The organism is Variovorax sp. P2_H12 (assembly GCF_056403395.1).
In genome coordinates, this window is sequence record NZ_JBFUFO010000036.1 from 93,248 (window position 1) to 118,480 (window position 25,233).

Here is a 25,233-nt window from a genome sequence, read left to right on the forward strand (position 1 = left end):
ACCGCCTTCAGAGCAAGGAGAAGCTGCTCATGCGCGGCAGCGTGCGCTCGCCGGTCTTCTGCAGATGGCGCCGCATGCGACTCTCCGCCTTGGCCTCGTCGCCTTCGAGGATGGCGTCGGTGATGGCGCGGTACTCGGCCACCATCGCCTTCAGGTCGGCGGTGGTCAGCGAGTGATAGAACTGGGCGCGGAACAGGTGCGCCCGCGCCTGCGGCAGCACGCGGTCCAGCTCGCCGCTGTCGGCGATCTCGAACATCACCTTGTAGTAGTTGGCACGTTCGTCGAGCACGCGGTCGAGCGCCTCGGGCGTGCGGGCGCTGACCAGCTTCTGCGCCGCGGCCTCGAAGCGCTCGGCATTGTCTTCGCGGTGGATGTTGGCGGCGGCCAGCCGCGCGGCCAGGCCCGACAGCACTTCCAGCACGCCGAGCAGGCTGGCCGCGTCCTCGCGCGTGAGCGAGCGGATCACCGCGCCGCGGTGCGGCGTGAGATCGACCACGCCGCTCGACGCCAGGATGCGCAGGGCCTCGCGCACGGTGCTGCGGCTGACGCCGAGGTCGCGCGTGAGATCGGCCTCGACCAGCCGCTGGCCCACCGTGAAGCGCCGCATCAGGATGCCCTTGCTGATCGCGTCGGCCACGCGGTCGGGCGTGCTGCGGGGATGGGGCGTTTCGGGCGCCGGCCGGGTGCGGGCGGGCGTCCTGGGTGCGACGGTCTTGAGGGCGGTGTTCATGCGGCTTCGCGCGCTTGGGGCATGGGGGGAAAGACCCGGAATTGTTGACGTGATTGTCAGGCAATACGCACCGGCCGCAAGGGCTCCGCCCTCGGGTGAACCCTCGAAAGGCCGAAGTCGCAGCGAGTTGGCACAAGACGCAGGGCAGGGCCTTGCCTACGCTCGGCCATCGTCGCGGCGCTGCTGCGTTCAAAGAGGTTCTGGATGTCCGACTCCGTACTGCTGGAGCGTGAAGGCGCCGTCGCACTGCTCACGCTCAACCGCCCCGAACGGGCCAACGTGCTCGACCTCGAGACCGGTCGCGCGCTGGTCGACTGCATCGATCGGCTGGCGGCCGACAAGGGCGTGCGCGCGGTGCTGCTGCGGGCTCGCGGCCGGCATTTCTGCGCCGGCGGCGACATCGCCGACTTCGTCGATGCGGGCGGCGACCTGTCCGGCCTGCTCGACCGCACGATTCCCCCGCTGCACCGCGCGATCCACACGCTGGCGACGCTGCCGGTGCCGGTGGTCAGCGCGCTCAACGGTCCGGTCGGCGGCGGCGGCATCGGCCTCGCGCTCTGCGCCGACATCGTGCTCGCGGCCGAGTCGATGAAGCTGCGCGGCGGCTATTCCGCGATCGGCCTCACACCCGACGCCGGATCGTCCTGGCTGCTGGCGCGCCGCGTGGGTGCCGCGCGTGCCAAGGAGATCTTCCTTGCCAACCAGCCGTTGACGGCGCGCGAATGCCTGGCGATCGGTGCCGTGTCGCAGGTCCACGCGGACGATGAACTCGAAGCCCGCGCGCTCTCGCTGGTCGAGGCGCTCGCCGCCGGCGCCACCGCGGCGCTGGCGCGGACCAAGGCCCTGCTCGACGACGTGGCCGGCCGCTCGCTGGAAGCCCAACTCGACATCGAGCACCGCGGCATGGTGGCCTCGGGCGCCACGGCCGACGCCGAGGAGGGTGTCAAGGCCTTCTCGGCCAAGAGAAGCCCTCGATTTATCGGGCGATAGTGTCGGACAAACCCTGATGCATTGTCAGACAATGTGGCCTACGATGGGCCGCATGCAAGGACCTTCCTCGTGAGCGCGATGTCTCCGGAAACGGCCCCGCGGCCCCTGGACACGGCCCGCCTGGCCGCCTGGCTCGAAGCTCGGCTGCCCGGCCTGCGCGGCCCGTTGGCGGCCACCCGCTTCAAGGGCGGCCAGTCCAACCCCACCTATCTGCTGAGCGATGCCGCCGGTGCCCGCTACGTACTGCGCAAGCAGCCCGACGGCGCGCTGCTGCCCTCCGCGCATGCGGTCGACCGCGAGTACCGGGTGCTGCATGCCCTGGGCGGCACCGACGTGCCGGTGGCCCGCGTGCATTGCTTCTGCGACGACCCGCAAGTCGTGGGCACGCCGTTCTACGTGATGGATTTCGTCGACGGCCGCGTGCTGTGGGATCCGGCGCTGCCCGGCATCCAGGTGGCCGCGCGCGGCGCCATCTACGACGAGATGAACCGTGTGGTGGCGGCGCTGCATCGGGTGGATGTGGGTGCGGTCGGCCTGGCCGACTACGGCCGGCCCGGCGCCTTCTTCGAGCGCCAGATCGCGCGCTGGACGCGCCAGTACCAGGCGACGGTGGCCGGGCCCGACGGCGTCGAGGCGATCGCCGCGATGGAGCGCCTGATCGAATGGCTTCCGGCAAACGTCCCCGCCGGGGACGAGACCTGCCTCTTCCACGGCGACCTGCGCATCGACAACATGATCTTCCATCCGAGCGAGCCGCGCGTGCTGGCGCTGCTCGACTGGGAACTGTCCACGCTGGGCCACCCGCTGGCCGACTTCGCCTACCACGCGCTGCCGTGGCGGCTGAGTGCGCAGCAGTTCCGCGGCATGGCCGGCGCCGACTTCGCGGCGCTCGGCATCCCCGGCGAGCGTGCCTACCTCGATGCCTATTGCCGCCGGGTCGGTCGCGAGCCGGTCGACCCGTCGCACTGGGAGTTCTACCTGGCCTACGCGATGTTCAGGCTCGCCGCCATCCTGCAGGGCATCCTGAAACGCTCGCACGACGGCACGGCATCCAGCGCCGAGGCGCGCGAGACCGGCGCCCGCGCGAAGCCGATCGCCGAGGCCGCATGGCGGCAGGTCGAAGCCCACTTTCCCCAGACCGCGCGCTAGTTCGACCCTCATTCATTCCATCCGAAAGTCAGCCGTGTTCGAGTTCTCCCCCAAGGTCCAGGACCTCCAGAAACGCCTCGCCGCCTTCATGGACGAGCACATCTATCCGAACGAGAAGCGCTACTACCGCGAGGCCGAGGAACTGGGCCCGTGGAAGGTCGCCCCGGTGCTCGAGGAACTCAAGCCGAAGGCCCGCGCGGCCGGCCTGTGGAACCTGTTCCTGCCCGAGTCCTCGCATGGCGCCGGCCTGACCAACTTCGAGTACGCGCCGCTGTGCGAGATCATGGGCCGCTCGCACCTGGCGCCCGAGGTCTTCAACTGCTCGGCGCCCGACACCGGCAACATGGAGGTGCTGGCCCGCTACGGCACGCCCGAGCAGCAGGCCCGCTGGCTGGTGCCGCTGCTGGCCGGCGAGATCCGTTCCTGCTTCGCGATGACCGAGCCCGACGTGGCTTCCAGCGACGCCACCAACATCGCGTCGAGCATCGTGCGCGACGGCGACCACTACGTGATCAACGGCCGCAAGTGGTACACCACCAACGCCACCGACCCGCGTTGCAAGATCTGCATCTTCATGGGCAAGTCCGACCCCGACAACGCCGACCGCCACCAGCAGCAGTCGATGATCCTGGTGCCGCTCGACACGCCCGGCGTCACCGTGGTGCGACCGATCGCGGTGTTCGGCTTCTACGGCGTGCCCGACCGCGCCTCGGAAGTCAGCTTCGAGAACGTGCGCGTGCCGGCCTCCAACATGCTGCTCGGCGAGGGCCGTGGCTTCGAGATCGCGCAGGGCCGGCTCGGACCGGGGCGCATCCACCACTGCATGCGGCTGGTCGGCCTGGCCGAGAAGATGCTCGAGCTGATGTGCAAGCGCAGCCTCACGCGCGTGGCCTTCGGCAAGCCCGTGGCGCAGCAGGGCGTGACGGTCGAGCGCATCGCCGAGTCGCGCATTCTGATCGAGCAGGCCCGGCTGCTGACGCTCAACGCGGCGCACCGCATGGACACGGTCGGCAACAAGATCGCCAAGGCCGAGATCGCGATGATCAAGGTGGCGGCGCCGAAGATGGCCTGCCAGGTGATCGACTGGACCATCCAGGCCTTCGGCGGCGGCGGCACCAACAACGACCACGGCATCGCCTCGGCCTATGCCACCGCGCGCCTGCTGCGGCTGGCCGACGGCCCCGATGAAGTTCACCGCAACCAGATCGGTCAGCTGGAGCTCAAGAAGTATCGCTAGCAGCCGCCCCGTGGCACCCAGATTCGGCAGACAGAAGCAAGGAGACAACCATGCACATCGAACTCGACTCTTCCGCATCGTCCATCGCCGAGCGCGGCACTGCCCCCGCGCGGCAGGAGCCGCTCATGTGGCTGAACGCGGATCGCGTGCTCTACGTGGGCCTGCTCGGCGAGCCCTCGGTGCGCACCTTCGGCGCCTATTCGATCTACGTGTCGCTCAGCAAGCCGCACCGCATCAGCGTCGCAGGCGGCGCCTGGGAGGAGGCCGAGGTGTCGGTGATTCCGCCCTACGTGCCGCACCGCATCGCCTCGGGCGAACGCATGATCTGCAACATCCTCATCGAGGCCGACAGCGTGGAGCGCAAGCGCCTGCCGGCCTTCATCGCGCAGGGGCGCGGCCTCGTGTGCGACGACGAGGTGCTGCGTGCGTTGCGCGCCGCGCTCGAGCGCTTCCGTTGCAGCAGCACGCGGCAGTTCCCGCAGACGGCCGACTTCGACCACAGCTTCTTCGGCGAGGCGTTGGTGCCGCGTGCCATCGATCGGCGCATCCGCGCCACGCTCGCGCGGATCAAGGACGACCCCAACAGCCACACCTCGGCGCAGGACTGCGCCGATGCCTCGCACCTGTCGGTGTCGCGCTTCCTGCACCTGTTCAAGGCCGAGGTGGGCACGCCGTTCCGCAGCTTCCGGACCTGGCAGCGGGCCCGCAGCGTGCTCTACTACGTGACGCAGAACGCCAATCTGGCGAACATCGCGCTCGATGTCGGCTACCCCGACTCGACCCATTTCAGCCACTCGATCCGGCAGGTCTACGGCCTGACGCCGAAGTCGATCTTCGCGGGCAGCCGCAGGCTCGAGCTCTACGGCCGGGCCGCCGCGGGCTCGCCGCGCTACCAGTTCGCCTGATCGCTTCTCCTTGAGGAACCATGCAAGTCAATTTCGATTTCAACGGCAAGCACGTCGTCGTGTTCGGCGGCACCACGGGCATCAACTTCGGCATCGCGCACGCGTTCGCGCGGCAAGGCGCCAGGCTCACGGTGGCCAGCCGCAAGCCCGAGAACGTGGCGGTCGCCATCGGTGAGCTGCGCGGTCACGGCGGCGAGGTGCACGGCGTGTGCGCCGACGTGCGCGACTTCGACGCGGTGGGCCGCGCGCTGCAGGAGTCGGTCGACCGATTCGGCCCCATCGACGTGCTGGTGTCGGGCGCGGCAGGCAACTTCCTCTGCGAAGCCAAGGACATGTCGTCCAACGGCTTCAAGGTGGTGGTCGACATCGACCTGGTCGGCAGCTTCCACGTGCTGCGCCAGGCGCATGCGCACCTGCGCAAGCCCGGTGCATCGGTCATCAACATCACGGCGCCGCAGTCCTTCGTGCCGATGCGCTACCAGGCGCATGCCTGCGCCGCCAAGGCCGGCGTCGACCAGCTCACGCGCGTGCTGGCGCTGGAGTGGGGCGTGGAGGGCGTGCGCATCAATTCGATCTCGCCCGGGCCGATCGACGGCACGGAAGGCTTCCGCAAGCTGATGGCGCCCTCAGTTGCAGAGCGCGACGCGGCACAGAACGCCGTGCCGCTGAAGCGCTTCGGCAGCTTGGATGACATCGCCAACCTTGCGTTGTTCCTGGCATCGCCCTATGCGGGCTATATCTCGGGCGCCTTGATTCCGTGCGATGGAGGCGGGGCGGTGGAGAGTGTCAAGCCGGCGCTGGAGTCGGCGGGGGCGTTGCTCTGAACATCATGGTCGCTGGACGCTGTGCCTTGAGCTCGGCCGCGGGGTGCGCGGGTGCCGCATGACGCGGTCCTGGCCGACGCAGCCCCGTGAGGACTTCGCGGCGGCTCGACCGCCGACCACAGGCCGCCTGCCGCAGGTGACGCGGACGGCTACGGGCGCACCGTGTGTTCTGCCTGGCTGCGCGGGGTGACGCCCAGAATGTGCGCGCGAAGGTCGTTGTAGCGCGCCACGAAATTGACCAGCACGCTGGCGGTCCACGCAAAGGCGAAGATGCCCGACATCCCGATGATCGGGGGCACCATGCGCCAGGCGCGAGGCAGCGAGAACGGCTCGCCCAGCGCGGTGTAGCAATTCGCCGCGAAGTAGGCCGCCGTCGACCACTCGCCGATGATGTGGCCGAAGATCAGGGCGGCCGACCAGACGACCACCTCGGCCAGGTGCAGCGCGAGCAGCATCATCACCGTCAGCGTGAACAGAAGGTCGGCGCGCCACAGCGTGGTGTGCGAGCGCAGGGCGGTCGAGCGCTTGAGAAAGGAGCTCGTGAGGATGCGGATCCAGAAGGCATGGAACATGATCACGAAGACCAGCACGGCCCCGCCGAACATGATGTCGGGCAGGGGCAGCGCCTGGGTCAGGGCGTTCTCGACCAGGGTGGGGCTCAGGCTCGACAGATCCGAGGCGGCCGTCGAGACCACCTCTTTGGGCAGCGAATCGGAATTGAACTTTGTATCGGCCATGATGCGGATGCGGGTGCTCTTGCAGGGAACGAACAGGCGCCGGACTGCTTGCGGCGGGTGCTGCGACTGTTGCCGGGTTGGGGGGTGCTGTCAACTCATTGCGGCCCGGACGCCGAGGCAGAATGCCGCACGATTGTCGCCCGCAGGAGTTCCATGAAGAAAAGCCTCGTTGCCGTGTTCCTGGCGGCATGTTCTTCACCACGCACCACGATGCGCCGGTCGCCAACCCCGATTCAATCCGCGTTCTGGCCGCCACCGTCAACCGCACCACCCGCACCGGCGACGTGCTCGGCCCCGATCAGCGCGTCGATCCGCTGACGGCGCTGAAGGCCATGACGCTCTGGCCGGCCTACCAGTACTTAGAGGAGGAGTCGAAGGGCCGCATCACGCCGGGCAAGCTGGCGGACTTCATGGCGCTGTCGGGCAATCCGATGACGGTGCCGCGCGAGTCGCTGGGGGAGCTGAAGGTGCTGCGTACCGTCAAGGAAGGAAAGACGATCTACAGCCGGCCGTGATGCCTCACCGGAACTGACGCAGGCCCGGCAGGGCCCAGGGCGCTCAGAGGGCGCGCACGAAGTCGGTGAGTGCGCCGTCGCCGGCCAGCAGGTGGTCGCCCAGCACCCGGTTCCAGTGCGCCTCCGACCCATGCGCCATGCGCCATTCGTGCAGGCGGCGCGTCAGCAGTTGCAGGTCGTATTCCTCGGTGACGCCGATGGCGCCGTGCAGCGCATGGGCGGTCGCGGCGATCAGCACCGCGGCTTCGCTGGCGCGCGACTTGGCGGTGGCCGACGCCAGCAGCGGGGGCGCTTCGCCGTCGTCGCGGAAGGCGGCTTCGGCAGCGATCGATGCCGCCGCCGTGTGCTCGGCCATCACGCTCAGCTGGTGCTGAACCGCCTGGAACTTGCCGAGCGATTTGCCGAACTGCACGCGGTCGTTGCAGTACTGCAGGGTCATCTCGAACACGCGGGTCATGGCGCCGGCGAGCATGGCGGCATGCAGGGCGGCGGCGAACGCGGGCAAGGCGGCGCCCGCATCGGCGAGCCGGCTCGTGCCGGCATCGCCGGCCCACGAAAGCGACGCCGCCAGGCTGCCATGGATGCCGGTCGACGTGCGCCGCGCCGACGCGCAGGGCAGCAGCAGCAGGGCGTCGCCGTCCCGGGCCAGCACGGCATCGGCGATGGCGCCGAAAGGCGTCAACGGGCAATGCAGCGTTCCATCCGCATCGCGGCGCAGCGCGGTCGCCAGCGTGACCATGCCGTCCGGCATGGGAAGCCGGCTGCCCAGCAGCGCGCGCGCGACGATGCTCTGGCCCAACGGCACCGGCACTGCGTAGCGGCCCAGATGGCACAGCACGGGGAACAGTTCCGCGAGCGGCAGTTCCGCGCCGCCCTCGGCCTCGGGGGCCAGCAGCGCGAGAAAGCCGGCGCTCTCCACGGATTTCCACAAGGCCGCGGGCGAGCCGCCGGCCTCGATGGCGCGCACCACCGCCGGCGTGCATTGGTCGCGGAGGATGTCTTCAATGGCTTCTGCAAACATGGTCAGGGTTCTTTCGCCGGAGGTCAGCGCAGGCCGAGACCGCGCGCGATCATTCCGCGCAGGATCTCGCGCGTGCCGCCGCGCAGGGAGAAGGTGGGCGCCACCTGGCTGACGTAGGCGACCGCGCGGTACAGCTCGGGGTCGACGGCGCCTTCGGGGTCCATGGCGATGGCCGCCTCGATGACGGCCGGGATGCTTTGCTCGAACTCGGTGCCGATGTCCTTCACCAGCGCCGCCTCGACCACCGGGCTCTCGCCGTTCACCAGCTTGGTGGTCACCGCGATCGACATGTTGCGCAGCGTGGCCAGGTGGGCGGCGAAGCGGCCGATGGTGGCGGCATGCACCGGGGCGCCCGGCGTGCGGCGCAGGCAGGCGATCCAGTGTTCGAGCAGAACGATGCTCGAATAGATGCGCTCCGGTCCGCTGCGCTCGAAGGCCAGCTCGGCATTCACCTGCGCCCAGCCGCTGCCCTCGGTGCCGATCAGCGCGTCGTCGGCGAGCAGCACGTCGTCGAACAGCACCTCGGAGAAATGGGCATCGCCCGCCAGGTCACGGATCGGCCGCACGCTCACGCCCGGCAGCGAGAGGTCGACGATGAACTGCGACAGGCCCTGCTGGCGGTCCTTCGCTTCGCCGGAGGACCGGACCAGCGCGATCATGTAGTGGCAATGCTGCGCGTTGGTCGTCCAGATCTTGCGGCCGTTGAGGCGCCAGCCGCCTTCGCAGCGCACCGCGCGGGTGGCGACGCTCGCGAGATCGGAGCCGGAGTTGGGCTCGCTCATGCCGATGCAGAAGAAGGCCTCGGCAGCGCAGATCTTAGGCAGGTAGAAGGCGCGCTGCGCCTCGGTGCCGAACTTCAGGATCAACGGTCCGCTCTGGCGGTCGGCGATCCAGTGCGCGGACACCGGCGCGCCCGCGGCCAGCAGTTCTTCCACCAGCACGAAGCGCGAGAAGGCATCGAGGCTGGCGCCGCCGTACGGGGCCGGCAGGGTCACACCCACCCAGCCGCGGGCGGCGAGCTTCTGGCTGAAGCTGGCGCTGAACCCCATCCACGAACGCGCGCGAACATCCGCCGGCGCAGCTTCGAGGTGGGTGCGAAGAAAGGCCTTCACCTCCTCGCGAAACGCCTGCGTTTCGGGGGGCAGGGCGGCAAGCCTGAAGGCGGACAGCAGTTGGCTCAAGGCGTTCTCCGGCGATGCTCAGAGGCCGATCGTGTAGCCGCCATTGGCCGACAGATGCTGTCCCGTGATGTACGACGCCGCATCCGAGAGCAGGAAGCACACCGGGCGCGCGACCTCCACCGGCTCGGCCCAGCGCCCGAGCGGAATCTGCGCGCGGTAGGTCTCGGCGAACTTCTCGCTGCGGATGGTTTCGGTCATGGGTGTCTCGACCACGCCGAAGCCGACGGTGTTCACGCGCACGTTGTACTTGGCCCACTCGCGCGCCGCGCACATCGTGAGGCCCTGCAGGCCGGCCTTGGCCGCGCCATAGTTGATCTGGCCGATGGTGCCGCGCCGTCCGGCGTCCGACGAGATGTTGATGATCGAGCCCTGGGTCTTGTCGCCCGCGCGCGCACGGGCCAGCATGTGGCGGCCCGCGGCCTGCAGGAAGAAGAAGGAGCCGGTGAGGTGCACGTCGATGACCTGCTGCCAGTCTTCCTTGGTCATCTTCTCGATCATCGCGGTGCGGGTGATGCCGGCGTTGTTGACCAGGCCGTGCACGGCGCCGAACCGGGCCACGGCTTCGTCGATGGTGCGCTGCGCGAAGGCCTCGTCGGCCACGCTGCCGGCCATCGGCAGCACGCGGTCGGCGCCGGCTTCGTCGCGAAACGCTTCCAGCGCGCCGGCGTTGAGGTCGACGGCGGTGACGGTGGCGCCGAGTTTCAGCGCCAGTTCGGCGATGGCGCGGCCGATGCCCTGCGCCGCGCCGGTCACCACGATGCTCTTGTTCGCGAGCGAGAGGGATTCGTCGTTCATGTCGGGTTCCTTCATCTTTGACTCAAAGTGTTTCTTCGGTGCCGAGCACCAGCGTGGCCTGGCTCGACAGTTCGCCGCCGTTGCCGTGCGCCACGGCCAGCTTCGCGTCCTTCACCTGCCGCTCGCCGGCCTGGCCCATCAGCTGCTGGGTGGCTTCGACCATGGTGAACAGGCCATACATGCCCGGGTGCACGCACGACAGGCCCCCGCCGTTGGTGTTCACGGGCAGCGCGCCGCCCGGTGCGATGCGGCCGCCTTCGACGAAGGCGCCGCCTTCGCCCTTCTTGCAGAAGCCGAGGTCTTCGAGGAACAGCAGCGTGTTGATCGTGAAGGCGTCATAGAGCTCGACCACGTCGATGTCGGCGGGCTTGACCCCGGCCTGGGCGAAGGCGCGCGCGCCGGAGTGCACGGCCGCGGTGGTCGTGAGGTCGGGCATCGAGGTGATGTCGCGATGGTCCGTGGCCGCCGCGGCGCCGAGCAGGTAGACCGGGCGTTTCGCCATGTGCTTCGCGCGTTCGGCGCTCACCATGACCACGGCGGCGGCGCCGTCGGTCACCAGGCAGCAGTCGCGCACGCTGATCGGGTCCGACACCATGCGGGCCTTGAGGTAGTCCTCCATCGTGAGCGGATCGCGCATGAAGGCGTCGGGGTTCAGTGCCGCCCAGCGGCGCGCGGCGAGGGCGACCTCGCCGAGCTGCTCGCGCTTCAATCCGTACTGGTGCATGTAGCGCGAGGTGGCGAACGCATAGGCCCCCACGGGGCGCCCGAGCTTGTATGGCGCCTCGTAGGCCGAGGGGCGCATCGCGCTGACCAGACCACCCGAGGCGGTGCGCTGGTTGCTGCCGTAGGCGATCAGCGCGACATCGCATTGCCCTGCTTCGATCGCCAGCGCAGCCCACATCGCATGCGTGAGGAAGGCGGAGCCGCCGGTGCGGTTGTTCTCGGTCAGGCGCGGCTGGATGCCCAGGTACTCGGCGAAAGTGAGCCCGGAGAGGAAGTCGTCGGGCAGGCCGATGAAGAGGCCGTCCACGTCGCCCGGCGTGAGGCCGACCTGGTCGAGCGCCCCGAGGCTGGCCGAGACGGCGAGGTCCATCGAACTCATGCCGGGGGATTCGCCCATGCCGTAGGTGCTTGCGGCCACGATGGCCGATTTGCCGCGCGGAAAGCGGTCGTTCGTCGTGGTCATGCCTGGCTCCCTGCGTCCGGCGCAATGTCGAAGAGAAGAATCGGCTTGTCGTCCTGCCGGCCGATGCGCGCCTGGACCTTCATGCCGATGCGCACCGCGTCGGGCGCGATGCCTTCGACGCGGCTCATCAGGCGGGGGCCTTCGTCGAGGTCGACCAGCACGACGTTGTACGGCTGCTGCGGCGGCTTGACGCGCACCACCGTGGTGGCGTGCACCGTGCCGCGGCCGGACGCCTCGACCCATTCGAGGTCGCGGGCACCGGTCACCGGCTCGGCCACGCGGGGGTAGAAAAAGTACTTGCCGCTGGCGCGCGAGCGCTGCAGCATGAACTTGCCTTCGGCGAGATGCGCGAAGTAGCTTGCTTCGGGACGAATGTCGGTCATGGGGTTTGCTGCCGGGTCAGGGTTTCGTGGCGGGCCATTGGTAGAGCGGTGCTTCCTTGGCCATGAAGCGGCGCACGGCTTCGGCGTGGAATTCGCTTTCGCGGCAGATGGCTTGCGCCATCGCCTCCTGCGCGTACACCTCGCCCCGCTCGGATTCGAAGGCGCGGTTCATCACGCTCTTCGCGAGGCCCAGCGCTTCGGTCGGCGCGCTGTGGAAGCGGGCCGCGAACTCGAGCGCCGCCGGCAGGAGCGTGTCCGGCTCGCACACCGTGTGCACCAGCCCGAGGCTCTTCGCCTCGTCGGCACCGACCACGCGCGCGGTAAACACAAGCTCCTTGGCGCGCGCGAGCCCGATGGCGCGCGGCAGCAGGTACATCGCGCCCGTGTCCGGCACATAGCCGAGCCGCGTGAAGGCACTGCAGAAAGTGGCGCGGGACGAAGCCAGCACGAAGTCGGCGCACAGCGCCAGCGACAGGCCGGCGCCGAAGGCCACGCCGTCGACGGCGGCGATCAGCGGCTTTTCGAGGTCGATCAGCTCGTCGAGCCAGCGGTGAATCTTGCGGATGCGCTCGCGGCCTTCGAAGATGTCGCGCTTCTGGCCCTGTTGCTCCGACAGTACCTTGACGTCGCCGCCCGCGCAGAAATGGCCGGCGGCGCCGGTGAGAACGACCGCGCGCACCGCCGCGTCGTCGCGCACTTGCGCCACGGCGGCCGCCAGCTCCTCACGCATCGCATAGTCGAACGCGTTGCGCTGACCGGGCCGGTTGAGCGTGAGCACGGCGGTCGCGCCCACGTGGGAGATGTCTACAACGGGCATCGTTGTCCTTTCATTCTTTTCAGTAGCGGATCTGCATCAGCCAGGTCGCGACCATGACCGGCCGCTCGGCGCCTTCGATGCGCACTTCGACGTGCCACACGCAGCGAACCTCGTCAGGCTTGATGTCGTCGACGCGCTCGAGCCTGAAGCTGCCGACCAGCCGCGAACCGCTGGGCACCGGGCCGGTGAACCGGATCTTGTCGAAGCCGTAGTTCAGGGCCATCTTCCGGTTGGGAAACTCGAAGCAGCGGTGGTACCAGCCCGTGATGAGCGAGAGCGTCAGCAGCCCATGGGCGATGGTGGTCTTGAAGGGCGACTCGGTGGCGGCGCGCTGCGGATCGGTGTGAATCCACTGCCGGTCCTGGGTGACGCCGGCGAAGACGTCGATGGTTTCCTGGTCGACCGTGATGGCGTCGCCCGTGACCTGCGGCGCGCCCACGAACGCCTTGAGGGCCTGGATGGAGTCGAAGCTTTTCTTGCCCATGGTGTCAGTCCGCCTTCACGCCGAGCGACTTGGCCAGTGGAATCCAGCGCGCGCGCTCGTCGGCGATGAACTTGCCGAAGACCTCCGGCGATCCGGGCATCGGCTGCGCGCCGATGGCCTGGAGCTTGTCGATCAGCTCGGGCTTCTTGAGCGCCTCGTTGATGGCCTTGTTCATTTCGTTGACGATGGCCGCCGGCGTGTTCGCCGGCGCCACCACGCCGAACCAGGCGCTGGCCTCCGCATTCGGAAAGCCCGCTTCCTTCAGCGTGGGCACGTTCGGCAGCTGCGGGAAGCGCACGCTGTCGAGAATCGCCAGCGGATGGATCTTGCCGGCCTTGGCCTGCTGCATCGACGAGGGCAGGGCGTCGAACATGATGTCGACGTTGTTGCCCATCATGCTCATGATGGCCGGCGCGCTGCCGGTGAACGGGACGTGCGTGACCTTGAAGCCCATCAGCGAGGTGGCGTATTCGCCCGCCAGGTGCGTGATGTTGCCGCTGCTGGCCGACCCCATGGTCAGCTTGCCCGGTTCCTTCTTGCCCAGCGCGATCAGTTCGGCGACGTTCTTGACGTTCAGGTCCTTGCGCGTCGCCAGCAGCAGGGGCGACTTGCCCATGCCCGACACCGGAACGAAGGACTTCTCCGGGTCGTAGGGCATCTTGGCGTAGAGCGCCGCGTTGATCACCAGCGGTGCGTTCGAGCCGACGAAGAAGGTCTTGCCGTCGGGCTCGGCGCGCGCCGCCAGGTCGCCCGCGATCATGCCGGCGGCCCCGGCCTTGTTGTCCACGATGATCGGCGCGCCGAGGATGACCGAGGCGTCCTGCGCCACCAGCCGCGTGATCTGGTCGGCGGCGCCGCCGGCCGGGTAGGGCACCAGGAAGCGGATCGGCGTCTTCTGCTGCGCCTGGGCCGCGAAGCCGGGGACGAGCAGCAGCGAGGCGATCACCGCCGTGCGAATGGGTGTGAACTTCATGATCTTGTCTCCGTGTGTTGGGGTGGGCGCGCTTACACGACGCCCATGGCTTTCAGTTCGGCCATGCGTTCGTCCGACAGCCCGAGCCGGTCGCCCAGGACGGCGCTGTTGTGCTCGCCCAGCGTGGGCGCCGAGCGCGTATATCGGATCGGCGTGTCCGACAGGCGGATCGGATTGGCCACGCTGGGCGCCTGGACGCCCGCGCTGTGCGGCAGCGACAGCTGCATCTCGCGGTGCGTGACCTGCGGGTCCTCGAACACCTGCTTCATGTTGTGGATCGGGCCGCAGGGCACGTTGCGGGCCTCGAGCAGCGCAACCCAGTCTTCCATGGTGCGCGCCAGCATCGCCTCGGCCACCTGCGGGATGAGCGTCTCGCGGTTGCGGTTGCGTTGCGCCGTGGTGCTGTACAGCGGGTCTTCGGCCAGCGCGGGGCGGTCGATCGCCTTGCAGAAGGCGGCGTACTGCGCGTCGTTGCCCACCGCGATGATGATGTCGCCTTCCTTGCAGCGGAAGACCTGGTAGGGAACCATGTTCGAGTGCGCGTTGCCCATGCGCTGCGGGATCTTTCCCGAGAGGAAGTAGTTGATCGCCTGGTACGAGTTGATCGTGACGATGCAGTCCAGCAGCGACATGTCGATGTACTGCCCTTCGCCGCTCACGCGGCGGTGCTCGATGGCCGCGAGGATGGCGGAGGTGGCGTACATGCCGGTCAGCAGGTCGCTGATCGCGATGCCGCTCTTCATGGGGGCGGCGCCGGGCTCGCCGTCGGGCACGCCGGTGATGCTCATCAGCCCGCCCATGCCCTGGAACACGTAGTCGTAGCCCGGCAGCGCCGCATACGGACCGTCCTGGCCGAAGCCCGTGACCGAGCAGTACACCAGGCGCGGGTTGATCTTGCGAAGGTCCTCGTAGGCCAGGCCGTAGCGCGCAAGCGTGCCGACCTTGTAGTTCTCGACCAGGATGTCGGCGTCGCGTGCGAGCTGGCGAATGATCTCCTGTCCCTCGGGCTTCGCCAGGTCGACCGTGACCGACTGCTTGCCGCGGTTCGCGCTCAGGAAGTAGGAGGAGTCGCGGGTCTCGCGGCCCTCGGCGTCCTTGAGGAAGGGAGGGCCCCAGTAGCGGGTGTCGTCGCCCACGCCGGGGCGCTCGATCTTGATCACCTCGGCCCCCATGTCGGCGAGGTTCTGGGTGGCCCACGGGCCCGCGAGGATGCGGGTCAGGTCGAGCACCTTGAGGTGCCCCAATGCCGTTTTCATGTGTGCTTCCTGCCTATGTCGATGGGTCGAGGATAGGAGGGCGCTACATGCTTGGTCCAATATTAAATAGTCGAAAAGCGATACAGAATCGGTATCGAAAGGTGAGGCGAGCCCAAGAGGAAAACTTGCCGTTCTGATACCAATGAAGTATTGGAATTGTTAAATTCAATATTGGACGCGCCCAGAGTGAAGCCCTACGCTCACCGCCTGTCCAATACCCTGAAGAGGCCCTCCGCGATGCCAGACTTTCTCCTGTACGAGCAGCAAGACCACGTCGTCACGCTGACGATGAACGAACCTGGCCGCCGCAATCCGCTCACGGGCAATTCCGCCGTGCCGGACTTCCTGGCCGCGATCGACCGCATCCACAACGACCGCAGCGTGCGCGCGGTGATCCTGACCGGCGCGGGCACGGCCTTTTCCTCGGGCGGCGACATCCGCGACATGGAGCGGCAGGCGTCGGGCGAGGTCTCGGGCATGCAGATCCGGCAGGAATACCGCACCGGCATCCAGAAGCTGCCGCTGGCGCTGTTCAACCTCGAAGTGCCGATCATTGCGGCCGTGAACGGCGCCGCCATCGGCGCGGGGCTCGACCTCGCGTGCATGTGCGACGTGCGCATCGCATCGGAGCACGCCAAGTTCGCCGAGAGCTTCGTCAAGCTCGGGATCATTCCCGGCGATGGTGGCGCCTGGCTGCTGCCGCGCATCGTCGGCATGTCGCGCGCCTCGGAGATGTCGTTCACCGGCGAAGTGATCGGCGCGGAACTGGCGGCCAGCTGGGGGCTGGTCTCGCGCGTGGTGCCGGCCGACCAGCTGCTCGCCACCGCCAACGAGCTGGCCCGGCGCATCGCGGCCAACCCGCCGCACGCCGTGCGCCTGACCAAGCGGCTGCTGCGCGAGGCCATGCACACGCGCCTCGACACCCTGCTCGAAATGGCTTCGGCCTTCCAGGCGATGTCGCACCAGACCGCCGACCACAAGGAGGCCGTGGCAGCCTTCCTGGCCAAGCGCCCGGCCGTCTTCAAGGGGTGATGTGGGCGGGCTCGCAGGCGCGGCACGGGCGGCAAGGAGCGGGGGCTCCGTTATGCTCGACGCCAGTGATTCAGCCAAGCCCATGGACCTGCGACGCATCCGCCACTTTGTCGTTCTTGCCGAGACGCTCAACTTCCGCCGCGCGGCCGAGCGCCTGCACATGGCGCAGCCGCCGCTGACGGTCTCGATCCAGAAACTCGAAGCAGAGCTCGGCACCCGGCTGTTCACCCGCGAGTCCACCGGCGTCCTGCTCACGCCCACCGGGCAGGCGGTGCTGGTCGAGGCCCGCAAGCTGCTCTTCCACGGCAACCAGTTGCGCGAGACCGCGATGAGCACGCTGGCGGGAACCGGCGGCGTGCTGCAGATCGGCTTTGTCGGCTCCACCACCTACGGCATGCTGCAGAAGCTGCTGCCGCTGTTTCGCGCCGAGTACCCCGGCGTCGAGCTGATCCTGCGCGAAGCGACGTCGGTGAGCATCCTGCAGCAGCTCGAAGACAAGTCGCTCGACATCGGGCTGGTGCGCGTGCCCCTGATGCAGCCGACCGGGGCCACGCTGCTCCAGCTGGAGCGCGAGGAGTACGTGGCGGCGCTGCCGCGCGGCAATGCGCTGGCCGGCAAGGGCATGCTCAAGCTGTCGGACATGGCCGGCGAGTCCTTCATCATGTATGCCGCCGGCCAGGCCTCCGGCCTTCACGGCACGGCCATGTTCGCGTGCCAGCAGGCCGGCTTCATTCCGCGCGTGACACAGCAGGCCATCCAGGTGCAGACGGTGCTCGCACTGGTCGAGAGCGGTCTGGGCGTGGCGCTGGTGCCGTCGGTGATGCAGCGCTATGTGAGCGAGAAGATCGTCTACCGGCCTTTCGTGGACTTCCCGGCGACGGCCTCGATCGGGCTCTCGCTCGCCTACATGGCCGATACCGAGAGTCCGGCCGCCAGCCGGTTCCGGGCCTTGGCGGCGCGCGAGTTTCCGTTGGTCCAGGCGGGCTAGCCGCCCAGTTGCGAGGCTTCTCTCATGCCCGTTTCTGATTCGCTCCTTCTTCGCAACGTGCGTCCGCTGGGCGCGGCGTCCGTCGACCTGCTGGTGACCGGCGATCGCATCGCGGCGGCAGGCGTCGCGCTGGCCGTGCCCGCCGGCTGCGTGGTGGAGGAGGGCGGCGGCGCACTGCTGCTGCCGGGCCTGGTCGAAGGCCACACTCACCTGGACAAGACCTTGTGGGGCCTGGACTGGTACCGCAACGAGGTCGGCACCCGGCTCATCGACAAGATCGACAACGAGCGCGCCTTCCGCGAGGCGAGCCGCCACGACGCCGCGGCCCAGTCGCTGGCGCTGGCCAGGGCCTTCCTGGCCCTCGGGACGACCCGGCTGCGCACCCACGTCGACATCGACACCCAGGCCGGCCTGCGCCACCTCGACGGCGTGATGCGCACGCGCAGCACGCTCAGGGACCTGCAGCAGATCCAGATCGTCGCCTTTCCGCAATCGGGCCTGCTGCAGCGGCCGGGCACGGCCGAGCTGCTCGACGACGCGATGGCACAGGGTGCCGACGTGCTCGGCGGCCTCGACCCCTGCGCGATCGACGGCGACCCGGTGCGCTCGCTCGACACGCTGTTCGGCATCGCCGAGCGCCGCGGCTGTCCGCTCGACATCCATCTTCACGAGCCGGGACCGATGGGGGCCTTCTCGCTGGCGTTGATCCTGGATCGCGCGGCCGCGCTCGGCATGCACGGCCGGGTCGCGATCAGCCATGGCTTCTGCCTGGGCGAACTGCCCGAGCGCGAGCGCGACCTGCTGCTGGCGCGCATGGCAAAGCTGGACGTGGTGCTGATCACCAGCGCGCCCCCTTCGCGCCACGTGCCGCCCTTGATGGCCTGCCGCCAGGCCGGCGTGACGGTGCTGGGCGGCAACGACGGCATCCGCGACACCTGGTCGCCCTACGGCAGCCCCGACATGCTGGAGCGCGCGATGCTGATCGGCATGCGCTACAACCTGCGCCGCGACGACGAACTCGACATCGCGCTCGACTGCGTCACCCACGCCGGCGCGCGCGGCTGCGGCTTCGCCGCCTACGGCCTCGCGACGGGCGACCGCGCCGACCTGGTGCTGGTGCAGGCGCAGACGGTGGCGCAGGCGGTCGTCGCACGGCCGCCACGTCGGCTGGTCGTGGCCGGCGGACGCATCGTGGCGCGCGACAACGTCTTGCTGCCGGACGCGGTGCCTGCGTGAGCCGGCCGCTGGCCGGGACGGCACGCGGGGATGCGGCATCGCCCTGGCGCGTTGCGAGCCGGACTAAAAGGCTGGAAGTCGCGAGCTGCTGCTCAACGAAGTCGCGCAGCGCCCGCGTAAAAAGAGCTGCACCGCCACCGGCGGCATGGGCAGCTAGTAGCGCTGGATCTCGGCGGTACGCGTGATCGTCAAGTCCTGTTCGCAGCCAAGAATCTGACCTTGGTTGATCGCGTTCGCGGAGCACTCCTTGTCGCGACGCTTGATCCACGCGCGCTGCTCGTTGCGCAATTTGATCTTGCCGTCTGCGTCAAGCCGCGCCATGGCTTGCTTGTAGGCGACATTGAGTGCCTTGTCCGCCCTGGCAGCGTCTTCTCCTGCGCATGCCCACTGTCCTTCCTGTTCACATGCGCGCGGCGCGGCGGCGGCGATGTTTGCGGCGAGCGCGATAGCGAGTACGACGAGGGACTTCGAGATCATGGGTTGGTTGTTGATTCGGTTTGAGAGGTATCAGAATGTATCAAAGTGCCTGACCGCCTCGAACCGGTCGACGCGCTGCGACTCACCTGGATTGCGGACGGTGTGGCGGATTCAGCGGCCGACGGACGGCGTCGTGCACCACGCGTCGGCCTAGGCGGACGGCATCCGCTCGAATGCCGGCAGCGAGGGATCGATGGCGTCCCACGCCAGCCCACGGACGCTGTAGGTGAGCACCTGCGGCGCGAAGCAGCCCGGCTCGTCCAGGCTGCCCGCATGGACCGCGATCAGCTCCGGCATCGCGGCGAAGCGCAGGAAGACCGGCGTGCCGCAGACCGGGCAGAAGGCGTGGATCTTCACGTTGCCGCTGTCGCCCGCGACCTCCCAGTGCGTCGCCTCGCCGGTGATCTTCATCTCGGCCCGCGCGGGAAAGGTCAGGTAGGAGCCGTGCCCGGTGCCGCTTCGCCGCTGGCAGTCGCTGCACTGGCAGTGGTTCTGGAAGACGGGCGCGTGCTGGGTCGCGTAGCGGATCGCGCCGCACGCGCATCCGCCGGTGTAGGACTGGGTCATGACAAACTCCCGGTTCAGGCCGTCTTCGGCTTGGCGAAAACGTCGATGCCCTGTCCCGTTTCGAGCAGGGACTTCAGGCTGGAAAGAACGATCGGCCAGCCCTGCTGGATGCCCTTGGCCATCCCGCTGCCGGCCTCGAGTTCGTCATGGGTGACGGTCAGCCGCACCATGTCCTCGTAGGCCGCGACGTCGAAGCTCACGCGGCTGTGGCTGGCCGGATCAGCCGCCTGCGAGGGGTCCGCCCACGTGATGACCAGGCGCGTTGGCGGCGCGACCTCGACCACCTTGCCGACCAGCTGGACCGTGCGCTGCTCGTTGGCGCGCACGTGCTCCCAGGTCGATCCGGGCTTCCAGTCGGAGACGTTCTCGTGGCCCCAGTAGCGCCGCGCGATCTCCGGCTTCGTGATGGCCTCGAACACCTTTTCCGGCGTCGAGCGGATGTAGGTCACGTATATGAAGCTGGTCTTCTCTTTGCTCATCGTCATTCTCCTTCGAGTTCGTTCTTCAGGTCATGCAGCAGGGTGAGCCGCTGCTGTTCGAATTTCCGCACCCACCGCTCGTAGACCTCGTGCAGCGGCACCGGGTTGATGAAGTGCAGCTTCTCGCGGCCGCGCCAGACTGTGCTGACCAGATTGGCCGCCTCCAGGATCCCGATGTGCTGCGTGGCCGATTGCCGCGCCATGTCCAGGTGCTCGCAGAGTTCGCCCAGCGTCTGCCCGTTTTTCTCGTAGAGCAGGTCGAGCAGCTTTCTGCGTGTCGGGTCGCCCAGTGCCTTGAAAACCTTGTCTGTGTCCATCCGTTGCGTTTCGTGCGTGAGGGGATGATATGCAGTTAAATACCTGCATGTCAAGCGCTGTGCCTGCGGTTTCTGGTCATTGCAAATGCAACACGGCAACGTTGCATTTGCAAGTGTGCTAGTGTTGCAGGATGAAATCAGACGCCAGGCCGCAGGCAGCCGCAAAGCCTGCATTGCCCCCACCGCCGCCAGCGGACCCGGCACGCGTCATGGCTGCAGCGATCGATGGCGTGTTCCAGCACGCGTTTGTGCCGCACATCAAGCCGCGCAAGGTGGACCCGAAGCAAACGCAGAACATCTTCGTCATGATGGCCGCGCATCATCAGTCGCCGATGTTGAACCGTGATCTGGCCGCGCAGTGGGCATCGAGGAACCTGCCGGTCACGGCGGTCGATCTCTGGTTTGCGGCGACTGGACTCGAACGCAGGAAAGACCTGTTCACCGCGCTGCAGCTCAGTTCATCCACGCTGTCGCGGGCCAAGCCCGACACCACGCTGGACGCTGCGGTGACTGAACGCATGCTGCGCCAAAGCGACCTGTTCGTCCGTGCAGCCGAAGTGTTCGGAGAAGAAGGCACGGCCTGGATGACGAAGCCGCATGACCTGCTCGGCGGCAAGGCGCCGGTCGAATACGCCGCCAACGAATTCGGCGGCGCGAAGGTGCGCGCGATTCTCAACGCGATCGAATACGGAGGCGTCGTTTGACGCTTGCGGTATGGCGCATCGGCAGCACGAAGGGCCTGACGCTCGCAAGCCTCCCGTTCGGTTCGACGTTGGAGCCGGGGCGCTGGCATCGAACGCCGCCCGATGGTCTGCCGGTGGTCTACGCCGGCGCCAGCCGGGCACTGTGCCAGCTTGAAAAGCGCGTGCACTGCAACGGCGTGCAGCCGAGAAATCAGGCGATGCTGCGGCTGGACTTGCCCGACGGCGCGACGCTGCTGGACATCCGCAAGCTGGGCTTGCCCGCGAACTGGCGCGACAACGAAGCATGGACGCAAGGCGAGGGCGCCAGCTGGCGCGCATCGGCCGCGTCGCTCGGCCTGTGGGTGCCGTCGGCGGTCGAACCGGGTGAATCGAACCTGGTGCTGAATCCGGATCACGCGCAGTACGCATCGATCGTGGTGACGATCGAGCGCAACCCCTTCCGGTTCGATGATCGGATGTTCGATTCCTGAGAACCGAAAAAGACCAGGATGAAACACCCCTGAAGCGCCTGCGGCGCCCCGGGTCGCCGCCAGAGGCAGCGGCTCTTCGGGTCCGTCCAAGCCTGCGCAGGCAGGCTTGGAGCCGCGGACCTCAGCCCCTCAAGGGGGCGATACCAGCGGCCCGGCAAAGCCGGTTCCGCGGTATCCCTGGCATCCGGTTGYGCCGRTTTCATGGGTTGCCCGAGAACAGGTGGCCGAGCAGCGCGAGCTTCGCCGCCGACCAGACCGGAACTGGGCCAAGCAAGTTAGCCCAAGGCGCCGACCGGCTACCGTCGGGCCACTAGCAGTCGCTCACGGCAGGCAGGTTTCCTGGGGATCACGCTCGGTCCCACCTGTCATGCATCGAACGAAAAGATCCGCTTCCAGTCGTCCTTCATGCTGATGACGACCCATCCGTTCTTCTTCGCTTCGTCGTAGAGCGTCTGCGGGAAGGCTCCGACTTTCGTGTCGGGCAAGCCTTGGGCGGGACCGTAGGCGTACTCGCGCCTGGCGTCGTCGTGCAGCAGCAGCATCGAAAGTCGCGGACCGTCGCCAGCCTTGGTGTACTCGAGCATTTGACGGTCGCCCGTCGAGTTTCCGAACGATGCGACGGGCCGACGGCCGATCATCAGGTGGATGCCCTCCGGCTTTCCGGCGTTGTTGTCGTTCAAGAGGAGCTTGGGCTCCTTGGTCAGGAAAGGCTTGCCGCTCTTGGCATAGCCGTATTTCGTGCCGCCCGCTGTACCGACGACCTGTTCCGGTGGAACGCCGTAGACCGCCTCCGAGTACACACGCACAAAGTCCTGGCCACCGCCGGTGACGATGTAGGTCTTGTAGCTATTGACTCGCAGATACTTCATCACCTCCTGCATGGGCTGGTAGGTGAGTTCGGTGTAGGGGCGGTTCCAGCGCCTGTCCTTCGCGCTGGCGATCCATTTCGTCACCTCTGCGGTGAATTCATCGACGCTCATCCCGGTCAGCGTCGCGGCCAGGATCTTCTCGAGTTGCGGCAGGGGAAGCTTGGCAATCGTTTCCATGTTGCCCGTCAGCACCGTCTTGAACGGCTCGACATTGGCCAGTTCGGGCTTGGCCTTGACCACGGCCGGCACGCGATCGAGGCAATAGATCACCTGGCTGTACATCGGGTGCTCTACCCACAGCGTGCCGTCCTGGTCGAACGTTGCGATCCGCGCCGGTGGTGCGACGAAGTTCGCGTTCGATGCGTCCGTCGTGACCCGCACGAAGTCGAGGATGGCCTGCTTGGCCGGACCGTCGTTCCAGGAAGCAAGCGGCGCCTCGGATGCCGGTTGCAAACTGCCCGAAGCGCTTTGTTGGGCGTGAGCTCCAGCCATGCCCAGAAGCCCGGACATGACCGGTGCGGCAGCCAGGGCCTTCAACAGATGCCGTCGGCCTTCATCCTCGGGAGATCTCATATTTCCTCCTGGGAAAGTTCGGCGCCTCATGCGACCACCGACCGGAAATTCAGGACAAACGATGCGTGTCAACCGGTTCTCGATGGGGCGGCGGGTCGCCAACCAGCACGAAGACTAGGAGCAACACGCTGCTGCCGCAATCCGAGCGCCCACGGATGAACACGTAGGTGGCAGGGCCAGGAGCACGCGCCGGCCGGCCTTACGCCTCCAAGCGACCTTTCAATGCATCACGCCCTTTCTGTGTGATCGCGAGGACCTGGGCCGCCTTCTGGCACATTTGGCCGCGGCTCAAACGATCAGGCAGGGGAATGAAGGCCTGGATCAATCCGGCAGCGCGCAGGACGCGAAGATGATCGATCTCACCCGGGTCATACACCGTGCAAGGGAGATCCCGCTCAGCGATTCGACGCAGGAAATCCATCGGCATAGTTCGGCTCCTTTGAAAAGATGAAGGCAAAGTCTGGGCTTTCTGGAGAAGGCCGGAGCCGCCCGCTGGAGCGACGCCGAACCCCATGCGCAAACTCGCTATGCGGTCGCGTCGACGGCCATCAGTTCTTCCTTGCGCGACTCAAGCTGCGCGCGGATGGCAACCAGATCGAGGCCGCGCGCTGCACGCGCCTTGACGAAGATCTCGTTGCGTTCCTCCTTGACGTGATGGTCGATGTACTCGCCGAGGACGGTCACCTTGGCGTCGAACTTGTCATCAACGTCCGCTGCGGCCTGGATCTGCGCGATCAGTTCCTTGGCGCTGGCGTGCTCGACCTCGGCCTCGTCCAGCAGATCGGTGTTCTTGATTGCCTCCCTGAGGGCCGGATAGAAGATCTCCTCTTCGAGCTGGGCATGGACCGTCAACTCGTTGCAAATCTCCGTGGCGAGGTCGCGCTTTTTCTGCGGGGTGCTCGTCGCCCTCGACTTGACGAGTTCCGCATACGCGGTGAACAGCTTCTTGACGTTTCGATGATCGGTGTCGAGGAGACTGCAGGCATCGGCTGGCGCGCGTTTGGCGGTCGTGGGCATCGTGGGCTCCGGTTGGGTTGGGGAGTCGGAGAATGAAATGCAGCCCTTCGCTTCGGCGTAGGAGACGAACGCTTCCGCGCACCGGAGAAGTCAACACCCTCGGGGCCATCGTCGGTGGAAGTTCAGAGGCGCGGAAAGAGGCCTGAAGGCTCAATGCCCATCCGAGCGTCATAGGAGTACCCTTGGCAGGCCGGGGCGCGCACGTTGTCCGCGCGCAAGTGGGTCATGACGTGCGGGAGGTCCCCCTATGAACAACTCCGAACCGCGCGGTAGCGATGGCCGCCAGCAATTTTCATCTCCCGACTGGAGCATGGAAGTGGCCGCAGATGCCGGGCCGAACGGAAGCGGGTCCTATCACGCGGACGTTTTCCGGCTTGGCACTTTCGTGTGTCGGATCGCTTTGGCGCGTCAGTTCACCGACCATGCGGCCGCTGAGGCTGCACTCGCCGTCCGCGTACAAGAATGGCTCAGTGACTACGATGCCCGGCGTAGCGCCGAGCCGAACGTGGCCATCGAGCCGAACGTGGCCATCGAGGCGACCCCGACCATCGACGATGCACTTGAGCAGAACAAGCAGGCTACCGAGGAAGTCAAGGTTGCTGCTGATGAACTGGGGCTGGTTCACGCAGTGCTGGACAAGCAAATTCCTGGTGACGTTCACCATGGCGACGTGGCAGATGCTGTCGCGCGGACGGACGAACTGGAAAAGCGTTTGAGCAAGTCGGCGGAAGCGCTGGAGGAGGTCAACGAAACCTTGGAGCGCGTAGCCGACGCGCAGAGCAGGCCGGACGAGCAATCGCTCGCACCGGGCCAGGCCGCCAAGCCTGCGCCCGGCTTGGCCTCTGGCCCTTGACGTGCTGCTCGACCGCGTCGTTGGGCAGTGCTGCGCGAGTTTGCCAGAACGCTCAGCCAGCAGCGAGTACCCGCAGCCGCCGCGCTGGCGCTCACCGAGCCATGTCTGGCGATCACTGTTGACTGACCCGTCTGATCGTCGGCTGATCAAGTCGACGGGGCTCGCTGAGCCCCGCGTCGGTCTTGAGTGATCCGCTGCGGGCCACGCAAAGCCCGCGAACCCTAGCCCCCCTGCTCGCCCGCGGCGCGGATTTCCACGCGGCGATTCGGTTCGAAGCAGGCGATGAGCTCGGTCCGGTTCCTGGCCTTGCCCTGGGCCTTGCAATCGGCCTCGGTGACCTTCAGGTCCGCCGGGCCGCGGCCTTCGGTCTGGATCACGTTGGCCGGCACGCCCTGGCTGACCAGGTAGTCGCGCACGGAGTTTGCCCGTGCCACGGACAGGCGCTGGTTGAACTCGAGGCTGCCTATC

General features: G+C 67.5%; 31 protein-coding genes. 12 read left to right on the forward strand and 19 right to left on the reverse strand.

Going from position 1 to position 25,233, the window contains the following annotated elements; translation table 11 throughout:
- Positions 1 to 7: 7 nt before the first annotated feature.
- Positions 8 to 730 carry a GntR family transcriptional regulator gene (locus AC1DYK_RS26035; RefSeq protein WP_478168922.1) on the reverse strand — a complete coding sequence of 241 codons (723 nt, stop codon included), beginning with the start codon at positions 728 to 730 and terminating at the stop codon, positions 8 to 10.
- Positions 731 to 934: 204 nt separating this feature from the next.
- Here AC1DYK_RS26035 and AC1DYK_RS26040 point away from each other — a divergent pair, with 204 nt between their 5' ends.
- The 5 genes from AC1DYK_RS26040 to AC1DYK_RS26060 all read left to right on the forward strand — a co-directional run bounded on the left by AC1DYK_RS26040 (position 935) and on the right by AC1DYK_RS26060 (position 5,835).
- Positions 935 to 1,720 (forward strand): enoyl-CoA hydratase-related protein, encoded by a 786-nt coding sequence (locus tag AC1DYK_RS26040; protein WP_478168923.1) that lies wholly within the window; start codon positions 935 to 937, stop codon positions 1,718 to 1,720.
- A gap of 78 nt (positions 1,721 to 1,798) precedes the next feature.
- Positions 1,799 to 2,869, forward strand: coding sequence for a phosphotransferase (locus AC1DYK_RS26045; RefSeq protein WP_478168953.1), 1,071 nt, complete (start codon positions 1,799 to 1,801; stop codon positions 2,867 to 2,869).
- Positions 2,870 to 2,903: 34 nt separating this feature from the next.
- Positions 2,904 to 4,106 carry an acyl-CoA dehydrogenase family protein gene (locus AC1DYK_RS26050; RefSeq protein ID WP_478168924.1) on the forward strand — a complete coding sequence of 401 codons (1,203 nt, stop codon included), beginning with the start codon at positions 2,904 to 2,906 and terminating at the stop codon, positions 4,104 to 4,106.
- Between the two features lie 50 nt (positions 4,107 to 4,156).
- Positions 4,157 to 5,011 carry a helix-turn-helix transcriptional regulator gene (locus tag AC1DYK_RS26055; protein WP_478168925.1) on the forward strand — a complete coding sequence of 285 codons (855 nt, stop codon included), beginning with the start codon at positions 4,157 to 4,159 and terminating at the stop codon, positions 5,009 to 5,011.
- 20 nt (positions 5,012 to 5,031) lie between these two features.
- The gene (locus AC1DYK_RS26060) at positions 5,032 to 5,835 is read left to right on the forward strand and encodes an SDR family oxidoreductase (RefSeq protein ID WP_478168926.1); all 804 of its coding nucleotides are present in this window, start codon (positions 5,032 to 5,034) and stop codon (positions 5,833 to 5,835) included.
- A 149-nt stretch (positions 5,836 to 5,984) separates the two neighbouring features.
- Here AC1DYK_RS26060 and AC1DYK_RS26065 read toward each other — a convergent pair whose 3' ends face one another.
- Entirely contained in the window at positions 5,985 to 6,572 is a 588-nt protein-coding gene (locus AC1DYK_RS26065; protein ID WP_478168927.1) for a hypothetical protein, read from the reverse strand.
- A 188-nt stretch (positions 6,573 to 6,760) separates the two neighbouring features.
- Between AC1DYK_RS26065 and AC1DYK_RS26070 the strand changes: the two genes are divergently transcribed.
- Positions 6,761 to 7,087 (forward strand): amidohydrolase family protein, encoded by a 327-nt coding sequence (locus tag AC1DYK_RS26070; protein WP_478168928.1) that lies wholly within the window; start codon positions 6,761 to 6,763, stop codon positions 7,085 to 7,087.
- 43 nt (positions 7,088 to 7,130) lie between these two features.
- On the opposite strand, the gene AC1DYK_RS26075 is transcribed toward AC1DYK_RS26070, so the two are convergent.
- From AC1DYK_RS26075 to AC1DYK_RS26115, 9 genes are read right to left on the reverse strand one after another with little or no spacing between them, the layout of a single operon-like run.
- Entirely contained in the window at positions 7,131 to 8,108 is a 978-nt protein-coding gene (locus tag AC1DYK_RS26075; RefSeq protein WP_478168929.1) for an acyl-CoA dehydrogenase family protein, read from the reverse strand.
- A 23-nt stretch (positions 8,109 to 8,131) separates the two neighbouring features.
- The gene (locus AC1DYK_RS26080) at positions 8,132 to 9,289 is read right to left on the reverse strand and encodes an acyl-CoA dehydrogenase family protein (RefSeq protein ID WP_478168930.1); all 1,158 of its coding nucleotides are present in this window, start codon (positions 9,287 to 9,289) and stop codon (positions 8,132 to 8,134) included.
- Positions 9,290 to 9,307: 18 nt separating this feature from the next.
- On the reverse strand, positions 9,308 to 10,084 hold the full coding sequence (locus tag AC1DYK_RS26085; RefSeq protein WP_478168931.1) for an SDR family NAD(P)-dependent oxidoreductase: 777 nt from the start codon (positions 10,082 to 10,084) through the stop codon (positions 9,308 to 9,310).
- Between the two features lie 22 nt (positions 10,085 to 10,106).
- The gene (locus tag AC1DYK_RS26090; RefSeq protein ID WP_478168932.1) at positions 10,107 to 11,270 is read right to left on the reverse strand and encodes a thiolase; all 1,164 of its coding nucleotides are present in this window, start codon (positions 11,268 to 11,270) and stop codon (positions 10,107 to 10,109) included.
- Complete coding sequence (locus tag AC1DYK_RS26095) at positions 11,267 to 11,653, reverse strand: Zn-ribbon domain-containing OB-fold protein (RefSeq protein WP_478088831.1); 387 nt, start codon at positions 11,651 to 11,653, stop codon at positions 11,267 to 11,269. The genes AC1DYK_RS26090 and AC1DYK_RS26095 overlap by 4 nt, the downstream gene beginning before the upstream one ends.
- Before the next feature lie 16 nt (positions 11,654 to 11,669).
- Positions 11,670 to 12,470, reverse strand: coding sequence for an enoyl-CoA hydratase/isomerase family protein (locus AC1DYK_RS26100; protein WP_478168933.1), 801 nt, complete (start codon positions 12,468 to 12,470; stop codon positions 11,670 to 11,672).
- Positions 12,471 to 12,489: 19 nt separating this feature from the next.
- Positions 12,490 to 12,954, reverse strand: coding sequence for a MaoC family dehydratase (locus tag AC1DYK_RS26105; protein WP_478168934.1), 465 nt, complete (start codon positions 12,952 to 12,954; stop codon positions 12,490 to 12,492).
- 4 nt (positions 12,955 to 12,958) lie between these two features.
- The gene (locus AC1DYK_RS26110; RefSeq protein ID WP_478168954.1) at positions 12,959 to 13,930 is read right to left on the reverse strand and encodes a Bug family tripartite tricarboxylate transporter substrate binding protein; all 972 of its coding nucleotides are present in this window, start codon (positions 13,928 to 13,930) and stop codon (positions 12,959 to 12,961) included.
- Positions 13,931 to 13,959: 29 nt separating this feature from the next.
- Complete coding sequence (locus AC1DYK_RS26115) at positions 13,960 to 15,183, reverse strand: CaiB/BaiF CoA transferase family protein (protein WP_478168935.1); 1,224 nt, start codon at positions 15,181 to 15,183, stop codon at positions 13,960 to 13,962.
- A gap of 237 nt (positions 15,184 to 15,420) precedes the next feature.
- Between AC1DYK_RS26115 and AC1DYK_RS26120 the strand changes: the two genes are divergently transcribed.
- The 3 genes from AC1DYK_RS26120 (at position 15,421) to AC1DYK_RS26130 (ending at position 18,439) form a co-directional block, all read left to right on the forward strand.
- Complete coding sequence (locus tag AC1DYK_RS26120; RefSeq protein WP_478168936.1) at positions 15,421 to 16,215, forward strand: crotonase/enoyl-CoA hydratase family protein; 795 nt, start codon at positions 15,421 to 15,423, stop codon at positions 16,213 to 16,215.
- An 82-nt stretch (positions 16,216 to 16,297) separates the two neighbouring features.
- Entirely contained in the window at positions 16,298 to 17,203 is a 906-nt protein-coding gene (locus tag AC1DYK_RS26125) for a LysR family transcriptional regulator (RefSeq protein WP_478168937.1), read from the forward strand.
- A gap of 24 nt (positions 17,204 to 17,227) precedes the next feature.
- Entirely contained in the window at positions 17,228 to 18,439 is a 1,212-nt protein-coding gene (locus AC1DYK_RS26130; RefSeq protein ID WP_478168938.1) for an amidohydrolase family protein, read from the forward strand.
- Between the two features lie 153 nt (positions 18,440 to 18,592).
- Here the strand turns inward: AC1DYK_RS26130 and AC1DYK_RS26135 are convergent, their stop codons facing one another.
- The 4 genes from AC1DYK_RS26135 to AC1DYK_RS26150 form a co-directional block, all read right to left on the reverse strand.
- Positions 18,593 to 18,916: a lysozyme inhibitor LprI family protein gene (locus AC1DYK_RS26135; RefSeq protein WP_478168939.1), complete on the reverse strand. Its 324-nt coding sequence runs from the start codon at positions 18,914 to 18,916 to the stop codon at positions 18,593 to 18,595.
- 150 nt (positions 18,917 to 19,066) lie between these two features.
- Complete coding sequence (locus tag AC1DYK_RS26140; RefSeq protein ID WP_478168940.1) at positions 19,067 to 19,483, reverse strand: GFA family protein; 417 nt, start codon at positions 19,481 to 19,483, stop codon at positions 19,067 to 19,069.
- A gap of 14 nt (positions 19,484 to 19,497) precedes the next feature.
- On the reverse strand, positions 19,498 to 19,962 hold the full coding sequence (locus tag AC1DYK_RS26145; RefSeq protein WP_478168941.1) for an SRPBCC family protein: 465 nt from the start codon (positions 19,960 to 19,962) through the stop codon (positions 19,498 to 19,500).
- Positions 19,963 to 19,964: 2 nt separating this feature from the next.
- Positions 19,965 to 20,279 (reverse strand): ArsR/SmtB family transcription factor, encoded by a 315-nt coding sequence (locus tag AC1DYK_RS26150; protein WP_478168942.1) that lies wholly within the window; start codon positions 20,277 to 20,279, stop codon positions 19,965 to 19,967.
- A 209-nt stretch (positions 20,280 to 20,488) separates the two neighbouring features.
- Here AC1DYK_RS26150 and AC1DYK_RS26155 point away from each other — a divergent pair, with 209 nt between their 5' ends.
- Together AC1DYK_RS26155 and AC1DYK_RS26160 are read left to right on the forward strand one after the other, a co-directional pair.
- Positions 20,489 to 20,983, forward strand: coding sequence for an antitoxin Xre/MbcA/ParS toxin-binding domain-containing protein (locus tag AC1DYK_RS26155; RefSeq protein WP_478168943.1), 495 nt, complete (start codon positions 20,489 to 20,491; stop codon positions 20,981 to 20,983).
- A complete protein-coding gene (locus tag AC1DYK_RS26160) occupies positions 20,980 to 21,453 on the forward strand; it encodes an RES family NAD+ phosphorylase (RefSeq protein WP_478168944.1) in 474 nt (157 codons plus the stop codon). The genes AC1DYK_RS26155 and AC1DYK_RS26160 overlap by 4 nt, the downstream gene beginning before the upstream one ends.
- Before the next feature lie 365 nt (positions 21,454 to 21,818).
- Here AC1DYK_RS26160 and AC1DYK_RS26165 read toward each other — a convergent pair whose 3' ends face one another.
- From AC1DYK_RS26165 to AC1DYK_RS26175, 3 genes are all read right to left on the reverse strand, one after another.
- The gene (locus AC1DYK_RS26165) at positions 21,819 to 22,895 is read right to left on the reverse strand and encodes an HAD family hydrolase (protein ID WP_478168945.1); all 1,077 of its coding nucleotides are present in this window, start codon (positions 22,893 to 22,895) and stop codon (positions 21,819 to 21,821) included.
- Positions 22,896 to 23,094: 199 nt separating this feature from the next.
- Positions 23,095 to 23,322, reverse strand: coding sequence for a hypothetical protein (locus AC1DYK_RS26170; protein WP_478168946.1), 228 nt, complete (start codon positions 23,320 to 23,322; stop codon positions 23,095 to 23,097).
- Between the two features lie 98 nt (positions 23,323 to 23,420).
- A complete protein-coding gene (locus AC1DYK_RS26175; RefSeq protein ID WP_478168947.1) occupies positions 23,421 to 23,912 on the reverse strand; it encodes a hemerythrin domain-containing protein in 492 nt (163 codons plus the stop codon).
- A gap of 247 nt (positions 23,913 to 24,159) precedes the next feature.
- On the opposite strand from AC1DYK_RS26175, the gene AC1DYK_RS26180 reads away from it, so the two are divergent.
- Positions 24,160 to 24,765 carry a hypothetical protein gene (locus tag AC1DYK_RS26180; RefSeq protein ID WP_478168948.1) on the forward strand — a complete coding sequence of 202 codons (606 nt, stop codon included), beginning with the start codon at positions 24,160 to 24,162 and terminating at the stop codon, positions 24,763 to 24,765.
- 221 nt (positions 24,766 to 24,986) lie between these two features.
- On the opposite strand, the gene AC1DYK_RS26185 is transcribed toward AC1DYK_RS26180, so the two are convergent.
- Positions 24,987 to 25,233: OmpA family protein (locus tag AC1DYK_RS26185; RefSeq protein WP_478168949.1), on the reverse strand; the 247-nt coding region annotated here is incomplete at its 5' end.

Bases quoted from the DNA above. Each gene is read 5' to 3' on its own strand.
- AC1DYK_RS26060 (WP_478168926.1), top strand. From the start codon at position 5,032: ATGCAAGTCAATTTCGATTTCAACGGCAAGCACGTCGTCGTGTTCGGC.
- AC1DYK_RS26035 (WP_478168922.1), bottom strand. From the start codon at position 730: ATGAACACCGCCCTCAAGACCGTCGCACCCAGGACGCCCGCCCGCACC.
- AC1DYK_RS26165 (WP_478168945.1), bottom strand. From the start codon at position 22,895: ATGAGATCTCCCGAGGATGAAGGCCGACGGCATCTGTTGAAGGCCCTG.
- AC1DYK_RS26130 (WP_478168938.1), top strand. From the start codon at position 17,228: ATGCCCGTTTCTGATTCGCTCCTTCTTCGCAACGTGCGTCCGCTGGGC.
- AC1DYK_RS26175 (WP_478168947.1), bottom strand. From the start codon at position 23,912: ATGCCCACGACCGCCAAACGCGCGCCAGCCGATGCCTGCAGTCTCCTC.
- AC1DYK_RS26120 (WP_478168936.1), top strand. From the start codon at position 15,421: ATGCCAGACTTTCTCCTGTACGAGCAGCAAGACCACGTCGTCACGCTG.
- AC1DYK_RS26085 (WP_478168931.1), bottom strand. From the start codon at position 10,084: ATGAACGACGAATCCCTCTCGCTCGCGAACAAGAGCATCGTGGTGACC.
- AC1DYK_RS26170 (WP_478168946.1), bottom strand. From the start codon at position 23,322: ATGCCGATGGATTTCCTGCGTCGAATCGCTGAGCGGGATCTCCCTTGC.
- AC1DYK_RS26115 (WP_478168935.1), bottom strand. From the start codon at position 15,183: ATGAAAACGGCATTGGGGCACCTCAAGGTGCTCGACCTGACCCGCATC.
- AC1DYK_RS26125 (WP_478168937.1), top strand. From the start codon at position 16,298: ATGGACCTGCGACGCATCCGCCACTTTGTCGTTCTTGCCGAGACGCTC.
- AC1DYK_RS26095 (WP_478088831.1), bottom strand. From the start codon at position 11,653: ATGACCGACATTCGTCCCGAAGCAAGCTACTTCGCGCATCTCGCCGAA.
- AC1DYK_RS26100 (WP_478168933.1), bottom strand. From the start codon at position 12,470: ATGCCCGTTGTAGACATCTCCCACGTGGGCGCGACCGCCGTGCTCACG.
- AC1DYK_RS26065 (WP_478168927.1), bottom strand. From the start codon at position 6,572: ATGGCCGATACAAAGTTCAATTCCGATTCGCTGCCCAAAGAGGTGGTC.
- AC1DYK_RS26155 (WP_478168943.1), top strand. From the start codon at position 20,489: ATGGCTGCAGCGATCGATGGCGTGTTCCAGCACGCGTTTGTGCCGCAC.
- AC1DYK_RS26145 (WP_478168941.1), bottom strand. From the start codon at position 19,962: ATGAGCAAAGAGAAGACCAGCTTCATATACGTGACCTACATCCGCTCG.
- AC1DYK_RS26135 (WP_478168939.1), bottom strand. From the start codon at position 18,916: ATGATCTCGAAGTCCCTCGTCGTACTCGCTATCGCGCTCGCCGCAAAC.
- AC1DYK_RS26180 (WP_478168948.1), top strand. From the start codon at position 24,160: ATGAACAACTCCGAACCGCGCGGTAGCGATGGCCGCCAGCAATTTTCA.
- AC1DYK_RS26040 (WP_478168923.1), top strand. From the start codon at position 935: ATGTCCGACTCCGTACTGCTGGAGCGTGAAGGCGCCGTCGCACTGCTC.
- AC1DYK_RS26045 (WP_478168953.1), top strand. From the start codon at position 1,799: ATGTCTCCGGAAACGGCCCCGCGGCCCCTGGACACGGCCCGCCTGGCC.
- AC1DYK_RS26055 (WP_478168925.1), top strand. From the start codon at position 4,157: ATGCACATCGAACTCGACTCTTCCGCATCGTCCATCGCCGAGCGCGGC.
- AC1DYK_RS26075 (WP_478168929.1), bottom strand. From the start codon at position 8,108: ATGTTTGCAGAAGCCATTGAAGACATCCTCCGCGACCAATGCACGCCG.
- AC1DYK_RS26105 (WP_478168934.1), bottom strand. From the start codon at position 12,954: ATGGGCAAGAAAAGCTTCGACTCCATCCAGGCCCTCAAGGCGTTCGTG.
- AC1DYK_RS26090 (WP_478168932.1), bottom strand. From the start codon at position 11,270: ATGACCACGACGAACGACCGCTTTCCGCGCGGCAAATCGGCCATCGTG.
- AC1DYK_RS26140 (WP_478168940.1), bottom strand. From the start codon at position 19,483: ATGACCCAGTCCTACACCGGCGGATGCGCGTGCGGCGCGATCCGCTAC.
- AC1DYK_RS26150 (WP_478168942.1), bottom strand. From the start codon at position 20,279: ATGGACACAGACAAGGTTTTCAAGGCACTGGGCGACCCGACACGCAGA.
- AC1DYK_RS26070 (WP_478168928.1), top strand. From the start codon at position 6,761: ATGTTCTTCACCACGCACCACGATGCGCCGGTCGCCAACCCCGATTCA.